Origin of the sequence: Vibrio echinoideorum, from assembly GCF_024347455.1 — a bacterium.
Lineage (GTDB): Bacteria > Pseudomonadota > Gammaproteobacteria > Enterobacterales > Vibrionaceae > Vibrio > Vibrio echinoideorum.
Window position 1 is genome coordinate 358083 of sequence record NZ_AP025484.1, and the last position, 16254, is coordinate 374336.

Annotated in this window: 14 protein-coding genes; 9 read left to right on the forward strand and 5 right to left on the reverse strand. The window is 43.8% G+C overall.

Annotated elements, in window-relative coordinates:
* Positions 1–48 precede the first annotated feature (48 nt).
* Positions 49–585 (reverse strand): GNAT family N-acetyltransferase, encoded by a 537-nt coding sequence (locus tag OCV36_RS17930; RefSeq protein WP_135458310.1) that lies wholly within the window; start codon positions 583–585, stop codon positions 49–51.
* 224 nt (positions 586–809) lie between these two features.
* Between OCV36_RS17930 and OCV36_RS17935 the strand changes: the two genes are divergently transcribed.
* A complete protein-coding gene (locus tag OCV36_RS17935; protein ID WP_135458308.1) occupies positions 810–2075 on the forward strand; it encodes an HD-GYP domain-containing protein in 1266 nt (421 codons plus the stop codon).
* 191 nt (positions 2076–2266) lie between these two features.
* On the opposite strand, the gene OCV36_RS17940 is transcribed toward OCV36_RS17935, so the two are convergent.
* The 4 genes from OCV36_RS17940 to OCV36_RS17955 form a co-directional block, all read right to left on the reverse strand.
* On the reverse strand, positions 2267–2716 hold the full coding sequence (locus OCV36_RS17940; RefSeq protein WP_167853055.1) for a PTS sugar transporter subunit IIA: 450 nt from the start codon (positions 2714–2716) through the stop codon (positions 2267–2269).
* Positions 2713–3969 carry a PTS ascorbate transporter subunit IIC gene (locus OCV36_RS17945; RefSeq protein WP_135458304.1) on the reverse strand — a complete coding sequence of 419 codons (1257 nt, stop codon included), beginning with the start codon at positions 3967–3969 and terminating at the stop codon, positions 2713–2715. The genes OCV36_RS17940 and OCV36_RS17945 overlap by 4 nt, the downstream gene beginning before the upstream one ends.
* Before the next feature lie 10 nt (positions 3970–3979).
* Positions 3980–4249 (reverse strand): PTS sugar transporter subunit IIB, encoded by a 270-nt coding sequence (locus OCV36_RS17950; protein ID WP_017076594.1) that lies wholly within the window; start codon positions 4247–4249, stop codon positions 3980–3982.
* 284 nt (positions 4250–4533) lie between these two features.
* Positions 4534–5010 (reverse strand): hypothetical protein, encoded by a 477-nt coding sequence (locus OCV36_RS17955; protein ID WP_135458381.1) that lies wholly within the window; start codon positions 5008–5010, stop codon positions 4534–4536.
* Positions 5011–5621: 611 nt separating this feature from the next.
* On the opposite strand from OCV36_RS17955, the gene OCV36_RS17960 reads away from it, so the two are divergent.
* The 8 genes from OCV36_RS17960 to OCV36_RS17995 all read left to right on the forward strand — a co-directional run bounded on the left by OCV36_RS17960 (position 5622) and on the right by OCV36_RS17995 (position 16228).
* A complete protein-coding gene (locus tag OCV36_RS17960) occupies positions 5622–6830 on the forward strand; it encodes a NupC/NupG family nucleoside CNT transporter (RefSeq protein ID WP_017076597.1) in 1209 nt (402 codons plus the stop codon).
* 349 nt (positions 6831–7179) lie between these two features.
* The gene (locus OCV36_RS17965; protein WP_017076598.1) at positions 7180–7449 is read left to right on the forward strand and encodes a hypothetical protein; all 270 of its coding nucleotides are present in this window, start codon (positions 7180–7182) and stop codon (positions 7447–7449) included.
* 113 nt (positions 7450–7562) lie between these two features.
* Positions 7563–9011, forward strand: coding sequence for a TolC family protein (locus OCV36_RS17970; protein ID WP_135458302.1), 1449 nt, complete (start codon positions 7563–7565; stop codon positions 9009–9011).
* Positions 9008–10291 carry an efflux RND transporter periplasmic adaptor subunit gene (locus OCV36_RS17975; RefSeq protein ID WP_135458301.1) on the forward strand — a complete coding sequence of 428 codons (1284 nt, stop codon included), beginning with the start codon at positions 9008–9010 and terminating at the stop codon, positions 10289–10291. Before OCV36_RS17970 ends, OCV36_RS17975 begins: the two co-directional genes overlap by 4 nt.
* Positions 10292–10293: 2 nt before the next feature.
* Positions 10294–13482, forward strand: a complete 3189-nt coding sequence (locus tag OCV36_RS17980; RefSeq protein WP_135458299.1) for an efflux RND transporter permease subunit — start codon at positions 10294–10296, stop codon at positions 13480–13482.
* A gap of 174 nt (positions 13483–13656) precedes the next feature.
* Positions 13657–14367, forward strand: coding sequence for a response regulator transcription factor (locus OCV36_RS17985; RefSeq protein ID WP_135458297.1), 711 nt, complete (start codon positions 13657–13659; stop codon positions 14365–14367).
* Positions 14364–15617: a sensor histidine kinase gene (locus OCV36_RS17990; RefSeq protein ID WP_135458295.1), complete on the forward strand. Its 1254-nt coding sequence runs from the start codon at positions 14364–14366 to the stop codon at positions 15615–15617. The genes OCV36_RS17985 and OCV36_RS17990 overlap by 4 nt, the downstream gene beginning before the upstream one ends.
* The gene (locus OCV36_RS17995) at positions 15617–16228 is read left to right on the forward strand and encodes a class I SAM-dependent methyltransferase (RefSeq protein WP_135458379.1); all 612 of its coding nucleotides are present in this window, start codon (positions 15617–15619) and stop codon (positions 16226–16228) included. Before OCV36_RS17990 ends, OCV36_RS17995 begins: the two co-directional genes overlap by 1 nt.
* Positions 16229–16254 lie beyond the last annotated feature (26 nt).

The following is a 16254-nucleotide window of genomic DNA, read 5'->3' on the forward strand; positions in this document are numbered from 1 at the left end:
TGATGCCGTGGCTTTCATTTATGTTCTACATAGAAATGGCGAGTGTTGTTATCGCTTCGAGCGATGAAGTCCATAAATAGCATGGTCTATGATGCGACCATTCAAGTTCTCGTTACAAGTGATGATGCCTTCCAGTGTGAAATGTAAGCGCTCACAAACTTTACGGCTACTCATGTTCTCAGTGGCGGCTGATATCTCAATCTTTTCCATATCTAACTCATTGAAAGCAATATCAATCAGTTTTTTAACCACACGAGTGACGATGCCTTTGCCTTGTTGAGTCTGTGACACCCAATAGCCAATCGTTACCTTCCTGGTATTGTGGTCGATGGTATTGAAACTGCAGTTACCGACGATCTTCCCTTGATACACGATGGCACATGTCATGCTTTTCCCTTCAGCATAATCGTGTAACGAACGCTGGATAAAAATCCTAAAGTCTTGCTCTGTTTTACAGTGCGGTGGCCATGCTAACCATTGGCTAAGGTATTCATTTTGGCTTTGTGAATAGTCAGCGTAATGGGTAGCAAAGCTTTCTTCGACCAATGCGATGGAGAGTTCTTCGTCTATAACAGTTTCGAACATACGTGTTTTTGTCCTCGGTTGGTTTGAAAATGTACGATTAACAGCAGGATATAATGTCGCATAATAAACAATATGCAACAACTTGTAGCGCGAATATTACGTGATACGTTAGTTCTATCACGAAACTCGTTAAACCTTACAATAGTTGTGTATATAATCATTAGCTATGCATTAGTATTGGCATCCTAAACATATAAAAACTATAAAAATGCTAGGCTTAAATAATGATTCAACATTGCCAGAATGTAACCGTAGACCTTAGAAAGGCTCTATTTGGTATTGCGAAGGCGCTTGATAACGTCGGTTTTGAAAGCAAAAATCATGGACAAAGGGTGGGCTACATCGCGTATCGATGTGCTCTGAGTGTCGGATGGGAAGAAGAACAGGCGCAACTTGCGTTCTCATTGGGGTTAATTCACGACTGTGGTGTATCGCAAATTGATGAGCAGCTCAGCCTGACTTCAGGGTTTGTTCCAGATGCGAGCTATCACCATTGTCAAAAGGGTTATCAAATCCTAAAAGAGTGCCCGGTTCTTTCTATATTCGCTAAGCCGGTGCTTTATCACCATACCCCTTGGGTTGAGCTTAAGGCGATGCCGATCAGCGAGTTAGAAAAGGAGTTGGCTGCGATTGTCATGTTAGCAGACCGGGTCGACTACCTTTACGGCATCACTTCTTCAGATCGGTATGGGAACCTGACTCCAGATGGCAAGGCGAGCATTATTGAATGCTTGACTGAACAAGTGGATGAAATGTTCGAAACCAACCTCGTTCAACATATGTGTGAATTGGTCGATCTGGATGATTTTTGGTTTTCGATGGAAATACCCTACATCGAAAATATGAGGGATAACTTTGAACCGGTGCCCTTCTTTTCTCAACAAATGTCATTGGATGAGACGGTTGCCTTTGCTGAATTTATTGCCAATGTTGTTGATACAAAGAGTTCATTTACTTTTAAGCACTCCTTAAAGGTAGGCCAACTCTCTGAGTACTTAGCCAAGCAACTGGGTTATTCATATAAAACTCAACGAAAGCTCTATTTAGCAGGGTTGGTTCACGATATAGGTAAACTGCAAACGCCAAATAACATTCTGCATAAGCCGGATTTACTGACTGAAGAAGAGTACTGTTGTATTAAGCGGCACGCGACGGACACTCGATTTGCATTGCAGGAATTATTTAGTTCTCCACAAATTTGTCAGTGGGCATCCAATCATCATGAACGCTTAGACGGTTCTGGCTACCCTATGGGAAAAACGGCTGAAGAGTTAGACCAACCGAGTCGGATCGTCGCAGTGGTAGATGTGTTCCAAGCATTATCTCAATCACGCCCTTATCGTGCAGGTATGACGTTAGAACAGACGATGGCTATCTTGAGGGACTACGTCGATAATTATAAGTTGGATCGAGAAGTGTTTGAGTGCCTTGAAAAACACGCACAATACTGTTTTGAATTATCGACTGATAAAAGAATGTTTGCGTTTTAACGCTAGTGAATGCTTATTGGTTGTGAGGCGTTGGTGTGATGCACTTGTTCGCCATGCGTTTTCAGTCATGTTGTTAGATAAATGACTAAGCACCAGAAAAAAAAGCGATAGCCTCGGCTATCGCTTTTTTAATGGGGGCTTTCAGGAGCTAAACATCAGCAAGAGCTAAAGGTTAAGACCTAAAAATTGAGCTAGTATCGCTTTAAGATCTCGATGATCTCTTGTTCTGTTTCCGCTGCGATGATGGCATCAATGTCTTCATCATTTTGGAACAGCTCTGAAAGCGCCATAATGGTATGGATATGGCTATCGGAATCCATTGCCGCCAGAGTAATCGAGAGGTAAACGTCACCGTTGTCTTCTGATTCTAAATCGACACCGTTTTTGAACACCGTCAACTGAAGAGATGCTTCGTTTACGCCGTCTTCTGGGCGAGCGTGAGGCATCGCAATCTTTGGTGCTAGAACATAGTACGCGCCAATGTCTTTATGCTTTTGCTTAATCGCTTCAACATAGCTTGCTTCAATTTTGTTACTTGCTAGCAGTGTTGAACAGGTCACATCAAGCGCAGCATCAACCGTTAGGTTCTCTTCAGAGTTGATGATAACGCCTTGGTTACCAATTAAATCGAACAGGCTCATGAAACAATCCATCCTAGAATCAGACCAACGACACCGAAGTCAAAGTCAGCAAATGTTGTTGCTTCAAGACCGAGGCCACCAAGAACTGGAAGTAGAAGCATTGGTAGGAAAGAGATACATAGGCCTTGAGTGAAAGAACCTAAGATAGCACCACGTAGACCGCCAGTTGCATTACCGTAAACGCCAGCTGCACCACCTACAAAGAAGTGTGGAACTACGCCCGCTACAATGATTGTCCAACCAAGTGCGCCTTGTACTGCCATTGCTAGTAGACCTGCTGCGAAAGAACAAAGGAAGCCGATAAGTACCGCGTTTGGTGCTACAGGGAATACCATTGGGCAGTCTAGAGCAGGTTTTGCGCCTGGTACTAGCTTGTCTGAAATACCTTTAAATGCAGGTACAATTTCAGCAATCAACATCTTCACACCTTGCAGTACGATGTAGACACCACCAGCAAAGATAAGAGACTGCATGAAGGTGAATACGACCCAGTTTTGACCGCTAGAAACCGTTTCTACAAACTCGCCGCCAGCAATAATAGATGCAAGCATGAAGAAGATAGCCATTGTTGTTGCAACAGCAACCGGCGTATCACGTAGGAACATTAAGCTTTTTGGAACTTGGATATCTTCTGTTGTTTTCGATGTGTCACCGAATTTGCTACCAATGAAGCCCGATACGATGTAAGAAAGGGTAGAGAAGTGACCGATAGCAAGTTGGTCTGTACCCATTACTTTTTCAGTGTACTTCTGGCCCAATGCAGGCATCACAACCATCAGTGTGCCGACAAGAATTGCACCAATAGCCACTAAAACGGTTCCTTCGATACCAGCTGAAGACAGAATAACTGCCACTAGCATCGACATAAACATGGTGTGGTGACCCGTTAAGAAAATATATTTTAAAGGAGTTAAACGAGCCAATAAAATATTCACAACAAATGCAAAGAACATGATTAGAGCCATTTCATAACCGAATGCTTCTTGTGCTAATGCAACAATCGCTTCGTTATTTGGAATAACACCATGTACACCGAATGCTTCTGTAAATACAACTGAGAAGTTATTTAGAGCGCCAACAAGAGCACCAGCACCAAAACCTAAAATTAGGAAACCCATTACAGTTTTAATGGTGCCTTTTAGAATGGTAGAAATATCGGCTTTCTGAGCAACAAGGCCAATGAAAGCAATTAAACCTACCATGATTGCTGGCTCTTTTAATAAGCCGAGCATGAACTCGAAAAAGTTTTGCATAATTTTGACCTTACATGAAAGTTTTTAGTTGTTCTTCGATTGATGCTTTGTCAAAAATATTTTTAAGGCTGATGATGTTTTCTTTTCCGCCTTCTTTTAGTTGGTTTGCAATGTCTGTTGCTGCTACCCAAATATCAGCGTTGCTTGATGCTGCAGATGATAGATCTTCATGATCAATTTCAGCTTCGAAGCCAATTTTTTTAGCCACTTCTTTTACTGCCATTTCCATCATAAGTGAAGTACCAAGGCCGTTACCGCAAACTACAAGGATCTTTTTCATAATATTTGTCTCAATTGGATTTTAAGGGTTGAGAAACTTTGTTCTCTTATTGTGTGGAATCATAGTAATGGAAATATTGGCATTTCAATAAGATCTGCATCACAAAGTCAAAATGAGATTGTGATGAAGATCTCGTTAATTTGTAGCAAAGATACAGAGTGAGACTTTGATCAAATTTAACTTTTCACTCGAATATGCAACGTATTTTATTGTGAATGGTGTGCTTAATTATTTGAGGCGTTAGGGTATAAATGTCGAGAGGATTTATTGAGGAAAATGAGAAATTAATCGTATCTGCCGTAATCGGTAAGCATTTTCTTAAGCATGCTATTAACGTCTTTGGTCTTCTTACTTCTTTTTGTTAATTGGCTAAGAGAGGTTGGTTTTGGTGTTTCAATTTTTTCGTTATCAACATATTCAACTTTGTCTTTCATTTTTTGTACTGCAGGTAATAGCATGCGAATCTCTTCGTTATTAGAGTTCGTCAGTACAACAATATTTTCAGACTCGACTTGCGCGATAGTCAGAATACCATGTTTTACGGATTCAACTTTTTCCCCAATCATAATTGACTCAGGAGCTATTGAACGATCGGTAAGTTGACCTGTACGTAATTTAGCCGCACTGATAGCGCGGATATTTCCGGTATTTTCAAACGCAACAATAACAGTATGAGTATTATAATATTCAACTACTGTCACATAGCCATGTCTATTTGTTTTGAATCTAGCTCCATTGTTCATGTCGTGCGGAGCTTCCATTTTTTTCACGTGTGTCCTCTCTTAGTCTCGATGGCTGTTATATCTAATCAGCTCTATTAGTTTTTATAGATAATGAGTTGGTGAGATCATACAAAGTATATACGTATCTAAACTTAAGATGAATCTTGAAGTACCGTGAAATGAGGCAGAGCACAGAAAAGGGATAAGAATCACACAGAATTAACCGAATGATTACGTTCGTGCCTTTAAAGGCTTAACAACCCAAATTCAAACTCATACAGCTTGTTTACAGCTTATGAAGCACGTAAATGATGATAAACACCGCGTTTTGTTTAATCCTTGACCGCGCGATCGTTTGCGTTAAAAATGTGATGAAAGTCTCACTTAACTGTCTATACTTCTCTTCCGGTTTTAAGCCGGTGCTTAGCCAATACAAGCCGTCACATGGATATGTGAATGACCCCACGGACCGGACCAGCTACGTTCCACTGCTTGTATAAGGTGATCTTTACATGAACAACTCGTTGTTACATTCGCTAACGTTGTTAGCTCCTTCATCGCGTAGCGTTTTGCTTGCGGTTCTTTGTCCTATTCCTTTGATGTCATTCGTTTGGCTCATGTTTACTCTTTAAGGATTACTAGGACACATTATGAATATTCTATTTGGTTTTGTCGGTGTTCTTTCACTGATTGCTTGTGCGTACCTGTTATCTGAAAGTCGCTCTTCGATTAACTGGAAAACAGTGTCTCGAGCATTACTACTTCAAATCGGTTTTGCCGCCTTGGTATTGTACTTCCCGTGGGGACAATTGGCGCTAACGAGCATGAGCAATGGTGTTTCAAGCCTACTTGGTTTTGCGGATGCTGGTATCGCTTTCCTATTCGGTGATCTGGCTACTGAAGGTTTCATTTTCGCGATTCGCGTACTTCCAATCATTATCTTCTTCAGTGCTTTAATCTCTGCGCTATATTACTTAGGCGTCATGCAAAAAGTGATTCAAATCTTGGGTGGAGCAGTGCAAAAACTGCTTGGGACAAGTAAAGCTGAATCGCTGGTAGCAACCGGTAATATTTTCCTTTCTCAGGGTGAGTCTCCTCTTCTTATTCGTCCATTTTTAAAGTCTATGACTCGTTCTGAACTGTTTGCGGTAATGGCAGGCGGTATGGCATCGGTAGCTGGTAGTGTGCTTGGTGGCTATGCTGGCCTTGGTGTTGAGCTTAAATACTTGATCGCAGCAAGTTTCATGGCGGCTCCGGGTAGCTTGTTGATGGCGAAGATCATTGTTCCTGAGCGCAGTACGCCTAGCGACTATGAGCATATCGAGCTTGATAGAGCAGACCAAAGCAACGTGATTGACGCATTGGCTAGCGGCGCGATGAACGGTATGAAAGTCGCAGTAGCGGTAGGTACTATGTTGATTGCATTCGTGAGTGTGATTGCCATGGTGAACACGGGCCTAGAAAGCCTAGGTGAAACGTTCGGTTTTGCTGGCATTACCCTGCAAGCTATCTTTGGTTACCTGTTCTCACCACTAGCATGGTTAATTGGTATCCCGAGTGATGAAGTGTTAATGGCAGGTTCTTACATCGGTCAGAAAATCGTAATGAACGAGTTTGTTGCTTTCATCGACTTCGTTGAAAATAAAGCGCTGCTATCTGAACACAGCCAAGTGATTGTGACTTTTGCTTTGTGTGGTTTTGCTAACATTGGCTCTATCGCGATTCAACTGGGTTCGATTGGTGTTATGGCGCCAGAGCGTCGTGCTGAAGTGGCAAACTTAGGCTTGAAAGCGGTGGCGGCAGGTACGTTAGCAAACTTAATGAGTGCTTGTTTAGCGGGTATCTTCATCCTGCTTTAAGTCGCAGTCAGTGATTTAGCCCACTGACACAAGTTACAAAATAGAAAGCGGACACATTTCTTGCGGATTAAACGTAAGAGGGTGTTCGCTTTTTTGTACCTGTTGATTAAGCATAACCAAGCTTTCGTTAACCATTGTCGCTTGTTATGGCGAGTAAAAGCTCACTCTGAAGAGTAATAGAGCCAGTGGCTTTTATCCGATATACTTGAATATCATTAGGTTGCGATTAATAGCATTCGGCTTCGATTAAGAACTCCGGTTTCGATTAAGAATATTCGGTTTCGACTAAGCACATCCGCTTTCGACTAAGAATAATGGCAACCAAGCCCAATAAATCAAAGGTTTCCCCATGAACATGCGCGTTCTCATCGGTCTTATTGCCACCTTCATTGGCTTGTTTGCGATGGTTTATCTTATTGCTGGTGGTACTCAGTTTCCTGTCTACCAGTGGCCACAAGAGGCTTATCTCGGTTTGGTCTTCAGCATCGTATGGGGCACTGGCGTCGCAGCATCGGTGGCGTACTTCTTCTCGGCATTGGTGTTTGTGACTATCGCGGTGGTTTGCTATGCGATTGGTTATAAGATCGGTGGGCTCTTTTCTAGCAAGTCAGAAGCATAAAACAGAAGTTTAAACGTACACTTTTGCATTTTCTTTTAGGGTTAACGTTCGCCTTAACCCTCTCTTAACCTCAAACTCGTTATCTTGTCTCCATTCTTACAGGAGACAAGAAGATGAAATTGAATCTTCCTTTAAAACATTCCCTTATTTCACTTGCTCTGATTGGTTTGATCGGTTGCACCACAACCAGTCAGGCTGATTATGTTTCGTTAGCTGAACAGAATACCAATCAGACACAACAAACACTGCTTGCGCAGTTGATACAGCAAGCATCAGCCGAACAAGCCTTTAATAAACAAACCTCTAATAAACAAGCACTAGAGGCTGAGAATCTGCAACTTACCGATTTAGTGAATACCCCAGAGCTTGATCTTTATATCGAGCGTGCGCTTCAAAACAGCCCGAGCCTTCAACAAAGTATCACTGCCTTAAAAATAGCGTACGCGCAACAAGGTGTGACGTCAGGCGACCGCCTACCGACTGTAGATGCGAGCTTTTCTGGTAAAGCTGACGAGGGCACCAACGGCTCAAGCACGACTGAAACCTACACCACCGAAGTGACCGTCGGTTGGGAATTGGATCTGTGGCAGAAGTTAGCAGACACAAACAACGCCGCATTAAAAGATATCGCGACGTCTCAAGCTAACCTTCAGGGCGCTCAAGATCTTTTGGTCGCGAGTGTGATGAGAGGTTGGCTTGATATCAGTTTGAAGCAGCAGCTCGTCGATATCGAAACGCAGCGCTTAGTGATTCTAGAAAACAACGAAGAGCTTGTTCTTGAGCGTTATCGCGCAGGGCTAGGCAGCCTTGAAGATCTTGATAACGCGAAAACAAGCAGCGCATCGACTCAGGCAACTTTAGCTGATTACCGCGAGCAGCTTGCACAAAGCCGACGTGAATTGGTTTTGTTAACCGGGCAGTGGAGTGGTGAATCTGATCAAGCTTCATTAGCTGAACTCGGTTCATTTCCAACCATCATTAACCCGCTAGACAACATGCCGACGCAAGATCTAGCAGGGCGTCCGGATCTGCAAGCGGCTTTCTTTAATATTGAAGCGGAAACACTACGTGCCGATGCCGCATACAAAGCGATGCTGCCGTCGATCAGCTTATCTGCAAGCCTAACCGATATGGCGGAATCTCCGAGCGAAGCGCTGCTTACCGGGCCTTTGTGGAGTGCGCTTGGCCAAGTATCGGCACCACTGTTTCAAGGTGGCAAGCTGAAAGCCCAAGCAGAGATTGCTGACTTAACCACAGAAACCAGTTACTGGGCTTACCAAGAAACATTGCTTAGTGCGGTAAATGAAGTGGAGAACGCGATGGGTCAAGAGTCGTCATTAACGCTTCAACAGCAACACCTAACGAATGCCTTGGTGAGCGCACAACGCAGCTTCACCAGCTATGAAGAGAAATACCGTCAGGGTTTGGTCGACATTTTTGATCTACTTACTGTTCAGCAACAAACCTACGACCTTGAAGCGCAGCTTACACAAACCATTTATAACCGTCTCGTAAACCGAATTGATTTAGGCCTAGCTCTGGGCTTGGGAGTATCTTCATGAAACTGAACACCATCACAATTGCCATCACTCTAGTGGCTGGTTCAAGCATCTTTGCTGCCCTTGCTTACAACGGTTCTCAAGTGGCTCCTGCTCCTCAAAAGGCGAATGAACTAACGGTTTCCGAGCCTCAGGCTATGGCTGTTGACACTAAGTCTATTGAAACTATGTCTGTTGACACTCAGTCTCTCGAAATGACGCCTGTTGAAACGACAATTTTGTCTGCATCGCAACAGCAACAAGTGTCAGTGGTACTTGCCACTCTTGGTGACTACCAAGCAGAGGTCGTGGGCTACGGAGAAGCGAAGTCGCGTTACGAATTGATGTTTTCAACGGAAGTTGGTGGCCGAGTAGAAACGATCAGCTCGCAGTTTGAAACTGGACAAGTGATTAGCGAAGGTGACGTGATCGCTAATATCGATTCGACCAGTTACCTACAAGCAGTGACGCAAGCAAAGGCCAATGTTGCTCAAGCTCAACTGGATTTATTGGAAGAGCAAAGACAAGGCGAACAAGCTAAGTCTGAATGGCAACGCTCTGGTTTGTCCGGCGAGCCTGATTCGCCTTTGGTATTGCGTAAGCCCCAATTAGCACAAGTTACCGCAGCTCTAGAAAACGCCAAGTTAGAACTAGTTAAGGCTCAGCAAGACCTCGAAAAAACAACATTAGTTGCCCCTTTTGATTCGTTGGTTGTGAGCCGTGATGTTCAACCGGGAAGCTATGCACAAACGGGTACCCAGATAGCTACTTTATACAGTATCGATGAAGTTGAGGTTTCTGTGCCCCTGTCTGAAAGCCAATGGTTGAGCTTACCGAATAGCGATAACACGCAATTGAAAGTACAACCGTGGTCCGTAACGTTGTCGAGTTCTGATGGTCAATACCAATGGCAAGGTTATGTTGAACGAGTTGAGCAACATTTGCAGCAAGATACTCGTCAACGTTCGTTGATCGTGAAAGTCGATAATCCTTTGGAACAACAGAAAGATCTTTATCCGGGCACATTCGTTAAAGCAACGATCTCGGGTAAGCAACTCACTCAATTGTGGGAACTGCCCGCGTCTGCAATTTCACAGCAGGGCGACCTGTGGTTTGTTGATGCAAATGGTCAACTGTCTAAATTGAATGTGGATGTTGAGTTTGAGAAGGGCGGTTTGATTTATGTTGATCCAAGTAAATTAAGTAATCAAACAATATCAAATGGCAACAGTATTCAAATAGTAAAACGGCCTTTGAGTAGCTTCAAAACTGGCATGACTGTGCTGGCTAAGGCTGAGGGCTAATCATGTCTAATGAGCTGAAATCTAACAACCAAGCGAATAGTAACCAGACGTCGAACAAGCCGCATACGGGCGCAATCGCATGGTTTGCAAATAATTCCGTGGCTGCGAATCTATTGTTAATCGGCGTAATTATTATTGGCGTGTTATCGCTTAACTCATTACGTAAAGAAGCGTTCCCAAGTCTTGAACCCGATGTCGTGACTGTTTCTGTTACTTACGACAGTGGTGACCCAGTTCAAGCCGAAGAAGGCTTGGCAATCAAGATTGAAGATGCGTTAGAAACAGTGCCTGGAATTAAGCGTATAACGTCAACCTCTGATGCGAATGGTAGCCACATTTCGATTGAAAAAACGAGCGCCTACAATCTCGATACTTTGTTGACTGACGTGAAGACCAAGGTTGATGCGATTAACAACTTGCCTGCTGACGCTGACAATCCTGTGATTGATAAAGCCCGAATGCAAGATCATGCGTTGTGGGTTCAGCTCTATGGTGATGCTGACAGGGCGACACTACAAAGCTTAGCTGAGCAATTGAAGTCTGACTTATTGAGCCAGTCTGCGATTAGTGATTTGGAAATCAAGGCTAAGGCCGATCCAATGATCTCGGTCGAGGTCGATGAGAATAAACTACAAGCATATGGCTTAACACTGACTGACGTATCTGAAGCTATCAATGCGGAATCGTCAGCTGCTATTTCAACGAGCCTTCGTAATGGTGAAAAAACCGTTCGTTTGAAGGTATCTGAGCAGGCGTATGAACTGCAAGATTTCAATGCAATTCCGGTTATGACGGCGGCTGATGGTACGCAAATAACATTGGGTGACATCGCTGACGTTGAAGACATGTTTGCTGACGATACTTTCGTTCTATCTCGTTACAACCAGCAAAACGCTATGGCAATTGAGATTGTAATGGATGAGTACGGCGATGTTGTTAGCATCGTTGAGCAAGCTCAGCAAGTGGTCGAACGTTGGGAAAGCAACAACATGTTGCCAAACGATGTAGAGATCGAAACGTGGTACGACAAAAGTACCATGATCAAAGATCGTTTAAGTCTATTAGTGAAGAATGCACTAACGGGTATTGCGTTAGTGTTCATCGTGTTAGCCGTATTCCTTAATGTTCGTGTCGCTTTCTGGGTGGCTGCAGGTTTACCGTTTGTATTCTTTGGCACCATGTTTTTCATGACAGATACCTTCATGGGTTTAACCATCAATGAAATGACGACCTTTGGTTTCATTATGGCGCTCGGAATTGTGGTCGATGACGCGGTGGTGGTAGGAGAAAGTATCTATTCCACACGCAAAGAAGAAGGGGACTCGATAGGCAGTACCATTAGAGGAACCATGAAAGTGGCGTCACCAACTATATTTGGTGTGTTAACGACCGTCGTTGCCTTTCTAGCATTGGCCAATGTTGAAGGTAAAATGGGGCAGATTTATGCTCAATTTGGCACCGTCGTTACTATTTGCTTGTTGCTGTCATTGGTTGAATCAAAGTTCATCCTCCCATCGCATCTGGCACACATAAATACTAAGCGTAGTGACAAGAAGGGATTGTGGGCTCGCATTCAACATGCCGCGGATTCCGGATTAGGTTGGTTTAACAAACGTATCTATTGCCCGGCTATTGAATGGGCACTAAAACTGCGTTACGCCGTGGTAATGGTTTTCTTGTCGCTGCTTATCTTGGTTGCTGGGCTACCGATGACGGGTGCGGTTCGTGTGGCTTTCTTCCCTGATATGCCGGGTGACACCGTTACAGCTGATATGTCGATGCAGAACGATGCCAGCTTTGGTCAAACACAGCAAAACTTGTTAGTGCTTGAAGCGGCAGTGACGGAAACTGATGAAACACTGAGAGCTCAATATGGCGCTCAAGGTGAACCATCAGAACTGCTTAGCCTTCAAGTTATCGCGGATGCAGATGATTCTGGCCAAGTGAGAATCGAATTGGATGGTGACAGTGTTTATACGTCGAACGAATTTGCAGATTTGTGGCAAGAAACCGTTGGTCAAATGGAAGGCGTTAAGAAACTTAAAGTTTTGTCTAAAATTGAAATGGTCGACAACTTCAAAGTTGAGCTGAAAGCGTGGAATGAAGAATCGGTCACGGCTGCGGGCAATGAGTTTTTAACCAAACTTCAATCGATTGACGGTGTCAGTGGTATTGATCATAACTTGGACCTTGGTGAGCCGCAGTATCGCTTTGAATTAACACCACAAGGCCGTGCATTAGGTTTTGATACCGCAAGCCTTTCACAGCAAGTACTGCAAGCGTTTGGCGGCGATATTGTTCAGCAATTCCAACGTGGTAAGGATGAAGTGAAAGTTCGAGTTCGCTATCCAGAATCTGATCGTCAAACCATTGCTGATATTAAGCAATCTAGTGTGAGAACCAACGATGGTACGGTTGTGCCTTTGAGTACGGTTGCTGAAGTACATTCAGATTACCAAGTATCAGAGATCACACGTATTGATAGCCAACGCGCGGTTTACATCAGTGCAGTATTGGACAAAGACGTCGTTGCACCTGCAGAATTGGTTCATCAACTGCAAGATACTTTGGTTCCCGATTTAGAAGCGCAATATCCAGGGTTAACGGTCGATTTTGCAGGTGAAACCGAAGAGCAAGAAGAGACGGCCAGCTCAATGATGAGCATGTTTGTACTCGCGATGATTGCTATCTATACCTTACTTGCTATCCCATTGAAGTCTTACATTCAGCCAGTGATCATCATGACGGCAATTCCATTTGGTATTGTGGGTGCAATTTTAGGACACTGGTGGAATGACTTAACAATCAGTATCCTATCGTTAAACGGTATCCTTGCGTTGAGTGGCGTGGTGGTGAATGACAGCTTGTTGTTGGTTTCTCGTTTCAATGAGCTAATCAAAGAGCAGGGCAAGTCGGTTCACGATGCAATTGTTGAAGCGTGTTCTGGTCGACTAAGAGCCGTGTTACTCACATCGGTCACCACGTTCGCAGGTTTGACGCCATTGTTGAGCGAAACGTCTTTACAGGCTCAGTTCCTTATTCCAGCAGCTGCTGCGTTAGGCTATGGTATTTTGTTTGCTACGTTCATTACGTTGATTTTGACTCCAGCGTTATTAATGATTCAGTGCGAAATTAAGTCACTGATACTTAAAGTGACTCATCGAGTTAAAGGCGTTGAACAAACCGCTTAATAAAGGCTAGGCTAGATGCTATTAAGATTAAGATTAAGATTAAGATGATATAGCTTGGTGGCATCTAGGTTAAAGGTATTTGGATTAATGCTTGCTGGCTTACTCTAAGCGGTATTAGCCTGTTTATATTCACTAAAGGTTACCCCATTACAGGGAATAATAGAGGTCGTCATAATGGCAGAATCCGCCACCAATAAACTCACAGATAAACTTCAACTGCTTTTGGTTGAAGACGACCTCGATTTGGCTACTGCGGTTATTGATTACCTAGATCTGGAAGATATTCAATGCGACCACGCGGCGAATGGATTAGCTGGACTCAATCTCATTGAAACAAACCGCTATGACGCGGTGATCCTCGATCTTAACTTACCAAAAATGAACGGCTTACAAGTCTGCGAAAACTTAAGGTCACAAGGCATTGATACGCCAGTATTGATGCTCACAGCGCGGGATACCCTTGACGACAAGCTGACCGGTTTTTCCAAAGGGGCTGATGATTATTTGGTGAAGCCGTTTGCAATGGAAGAGCTGATTGTGCGAGCACAAGTCTTGGCAAAACGGCGCAGTGGTCAGGTAAGCCGCTTATCCGTTTGTGATTTAGACATCGACCTTAAACAACATCAAGCTTGTCGTGCTAACTCCCCTTTGAAGCTTTCACCGACAGCTTTGAAAATATTAGAAATATTGATGCGATCTAGCCCCACCCCAGTTTCGCGAGAGACGATCATGCAAGGTGTGTGGGGGGATGAACAACCGGACAGCAACAGCTTAAAAGTACATATCTTTAATCTGCGTAAACAAGTGGATGGCGAGCAAGAGAATAAATTACTGCATACCATTGCTGGCAAAGGATTTGCGATTAAGGAGTTACCAGAAGGATGAAGATTAGGCCAAGTTTAAGAATCTACGTTTTGCTGGCGATTCTGGTCACGGGAGTGACGACCATTCTGGTGCTATCGGCATTGAGCATAAACTACTTTATCTCGGGTATGGATGTGGCTATGCGTGGCTCTATGATTGCTCAAGCTCAGCAAGAGGTCGTGAAGCCCGGTAAGTCGGTGACCAATCAAGAGTTTACGGTTGCAACGCAATGGAGCGATTTACCACAAGGTATTCAATCTCATATTGAGCAGAGTAATGTTGAGTTAAACGTCATCTCAAAAAAGGTTCTTGGCAAGTCAATCTTCGCACCGCCAAAAGAGGGTTACTTTGTGATGAAAGTGATGAAGGGAGATGAAGAACGCTATGTTTCAGCTGTGTTTGACCAAACACGGGATCATTTCTTAGAAGACAAAGCGCTTCCTCACTTTGTCACTATCTTGTTGACTGCGTTAGCCGCGATTGTTTTGTTCTTTGCCATTTTAGTTTTGATACTTCGCAAGGTCGCATCGCCCGTTGAACAGCTAAAAAATTGGGCTAAGTCGTTAGATAAAGATAACCTCAACGAGCCAACCCCAGATTTTCATTTTAGTGAGTTGAACACCTTAGCTAATATCATTCGCGATAGCTTAAGCTCAGTTCAAAGTGGTTTAGAGCGAGAGCAAAAGTTTTTGGGTTATGCCAGCCACGAGTTACGCACACCCATTGCGGTCACAAGAACCAATAGTGAGCTGCTAGAGAAGTTGATTCAAAAGGGCAAGAGCCCAGAAAAGCAGCTTGAAGTGATAGACCGAATCAAGCGCGCTGGTTTCACCATGACAGATTTGACTGAAACCTTGTTGTGGTTAACTCGACAGCAAGATAAAGACCTGCCCGTGGAGAGCACTCATCTTGGTGAGCTACTGCAACAGATTAACCACGACTTAACCTACTTACTGAGTGGAAAGGCTGTGATTGTGAACCTTGAAAGCGACGATACGCGCTGTGAGTTACCACTGGGGCTAACTCGCATTGTGCTGACCAACTTGATTCGAAATGCCTTTCAACACACTGACAGCGGTACTGTGGATATCGTCCAGTCGGGTTCTAAAGTCACTATAGTTAACCACAATACCGATGGCACTATAGAAGATAATCATTTGGGCTTTGGCTTGGGTCTTGAGCTAACTGAAAAGCTGCTCGCGCAATATCAATGGCAATACCATAACCAAGAGTTGGCTGGTGGACGTGAAGTGTGGGTGGATTTCTCGTAATGCACTGGCGCGACCGTTTTAAGGTGTATTGGTATCATCGAAAGCAGACTAATCGTTGGCAGGGCGATAAAGCTAAGTCTTTAGGTTGGACAAGCGAAGAGAGCCAATTATGTCGCTTCGAAGTTATCGCTCGCTCGGCCGATTTTGAGAAGAAAAGTGTTTTGGATTTGGGCTGTGGTTATGGAGAGTTGTTTGAACTGCTCGATAGTATCTATCGCATTCAATCGTACACTGGAGTTGATCAACATGCAGACTTTCTTAAGAAGGCAAAGCAAAACTACACCGAAGCACGCTGCGAATTTTTATCGGGTGATATGAGTAACATGAACCTACCAGCCCACGATATTGTGGTCGCCAGTGGTTCACTGAATTACATATCACGTGACTCTGACTACCTGACCAATATGATTACTCGTATGTTTGGATTGGCGAATCAGACCGTGATTTTTAATCTTCTGAATTCAAGCCAATATCCTTCTCGCAATACCTTGATGAGTTACCACCCTCAAGGTGTCTATCGTTTCTGTAAAACGCTCTGTGAGGATGTCTCTTTAATAGAGGGCTACGCAGAAGGGGACTTCACAATAGTGATGAACAAAATTACGCCCTGAGCCTGAGCCTGAGCCTGAGCCGAGTG

What these genes read in the sequence shown, in the direction of transcription:
- OCV36_RS17930 (WP_135458310.1), bottom strand. Translation starts at nt 585, where the DNA reads ATGTTCGAAACTGTTATAGACGAAGAACTCTCCATCGCATTGGTCGAA.
- OCV36_RS17935 (WP_135458308.1), top strand. Translation starts at nt 810, where the DNA reads ATGATTCAACATTGCCAGAATGTAACCGTAGACCTTAGAAAGGCTCTA.
- OCV36_RS17940 (WP_167853055.1), bottom strand. Translation starts at nt 2,716, where the DNA reads ATGAGCCTGTTCGATTTAATTGGTAACCAAGGCGTTATCATCAACTCT.
- OCV36_RS17945 (WP_135458304.1), bottom strand. Translation starts at nt 3,969, where the DNA reads ATGCAAAACTTTTTCGAGTTCATGCTCGGCTTATTAAAAGAGCCAGCA.
- OCV36_RS17950 (WP_017076594.1), bottom strand. Translation starts at nt 4,249, where the DNA reads ATGAAAAAGATCCTTGTAGTTTGCGGTAACGGCCTTGGTACTTCACTT.
- OCV36_RS17955 (WP_135458381.1), bottom strand. Translation starts at nt 5,010, where the DNA reads ATGGAAGCTCCGCACGACATGAACAATGGAGCTAGATTCAAAACAAAT.
- OCV36_RS17960 (WP_017076597.1), top strand. Translation starts at nt 5,622, where the DNA reads ATGAATATTCTATTTGGTTTTGTCGGTGTTCTTTCACTGATTGCTTGT.
- OCV36_RS17965 (WP_017076598.1), top strand. Translation starts at nt 7,180, where the DNA reads ATGAACATGCGCGTTCTCATCGGTCTTATTGCCACCTTCATTGGCTTG.
- OCV36_RS17970 (WP_135458302.1), top strand. Translation starts at nt 7,563, where the DNA reads ATGAAATTGAATCTTCCTTTAAAACATTCCCTTATTTCACTTGCTCTG.
- OCV36_RS17975 (WP_135458301.1), top strand. Translation starts at nt 9,008, where the DNA reads ATGAAACTGAACACCATCACAATTGCCATCACTCTAGTGGCTGGTTCA.
- OCV36_RS17980 (WP_135458299.1), top strand. Translation starts at nt 10,294, where the DNA reads ATGTCTAATGAGCTGAAATCTAACAACCAAGCGAATAGTAACCAGACG.
- OCV36_RS17985 (WP_135458297.1), top strand. Translation starts at nt 13,657, where the DNA reads ATGGCAGAATCCGCCACCAATAAACTCACAGATAAACTTCAACTGCTT.
- OCV36_RS17990 (WP_135458295.1), top strand. Translation starts at nt 14,364, where the DNA reads ATGAAGATTAGGCCAAGTTTAAGAATCTACGTTTTGCTGGCGATTCTG.
- OCV36_RS17995 (WP_135458379.1), top strand. Translation starts at nt 15,617, where the DNA reads ATGCACTGGCGCGACCGTTTTAAGGTGTATTGGTATCATCGAAAGCAG.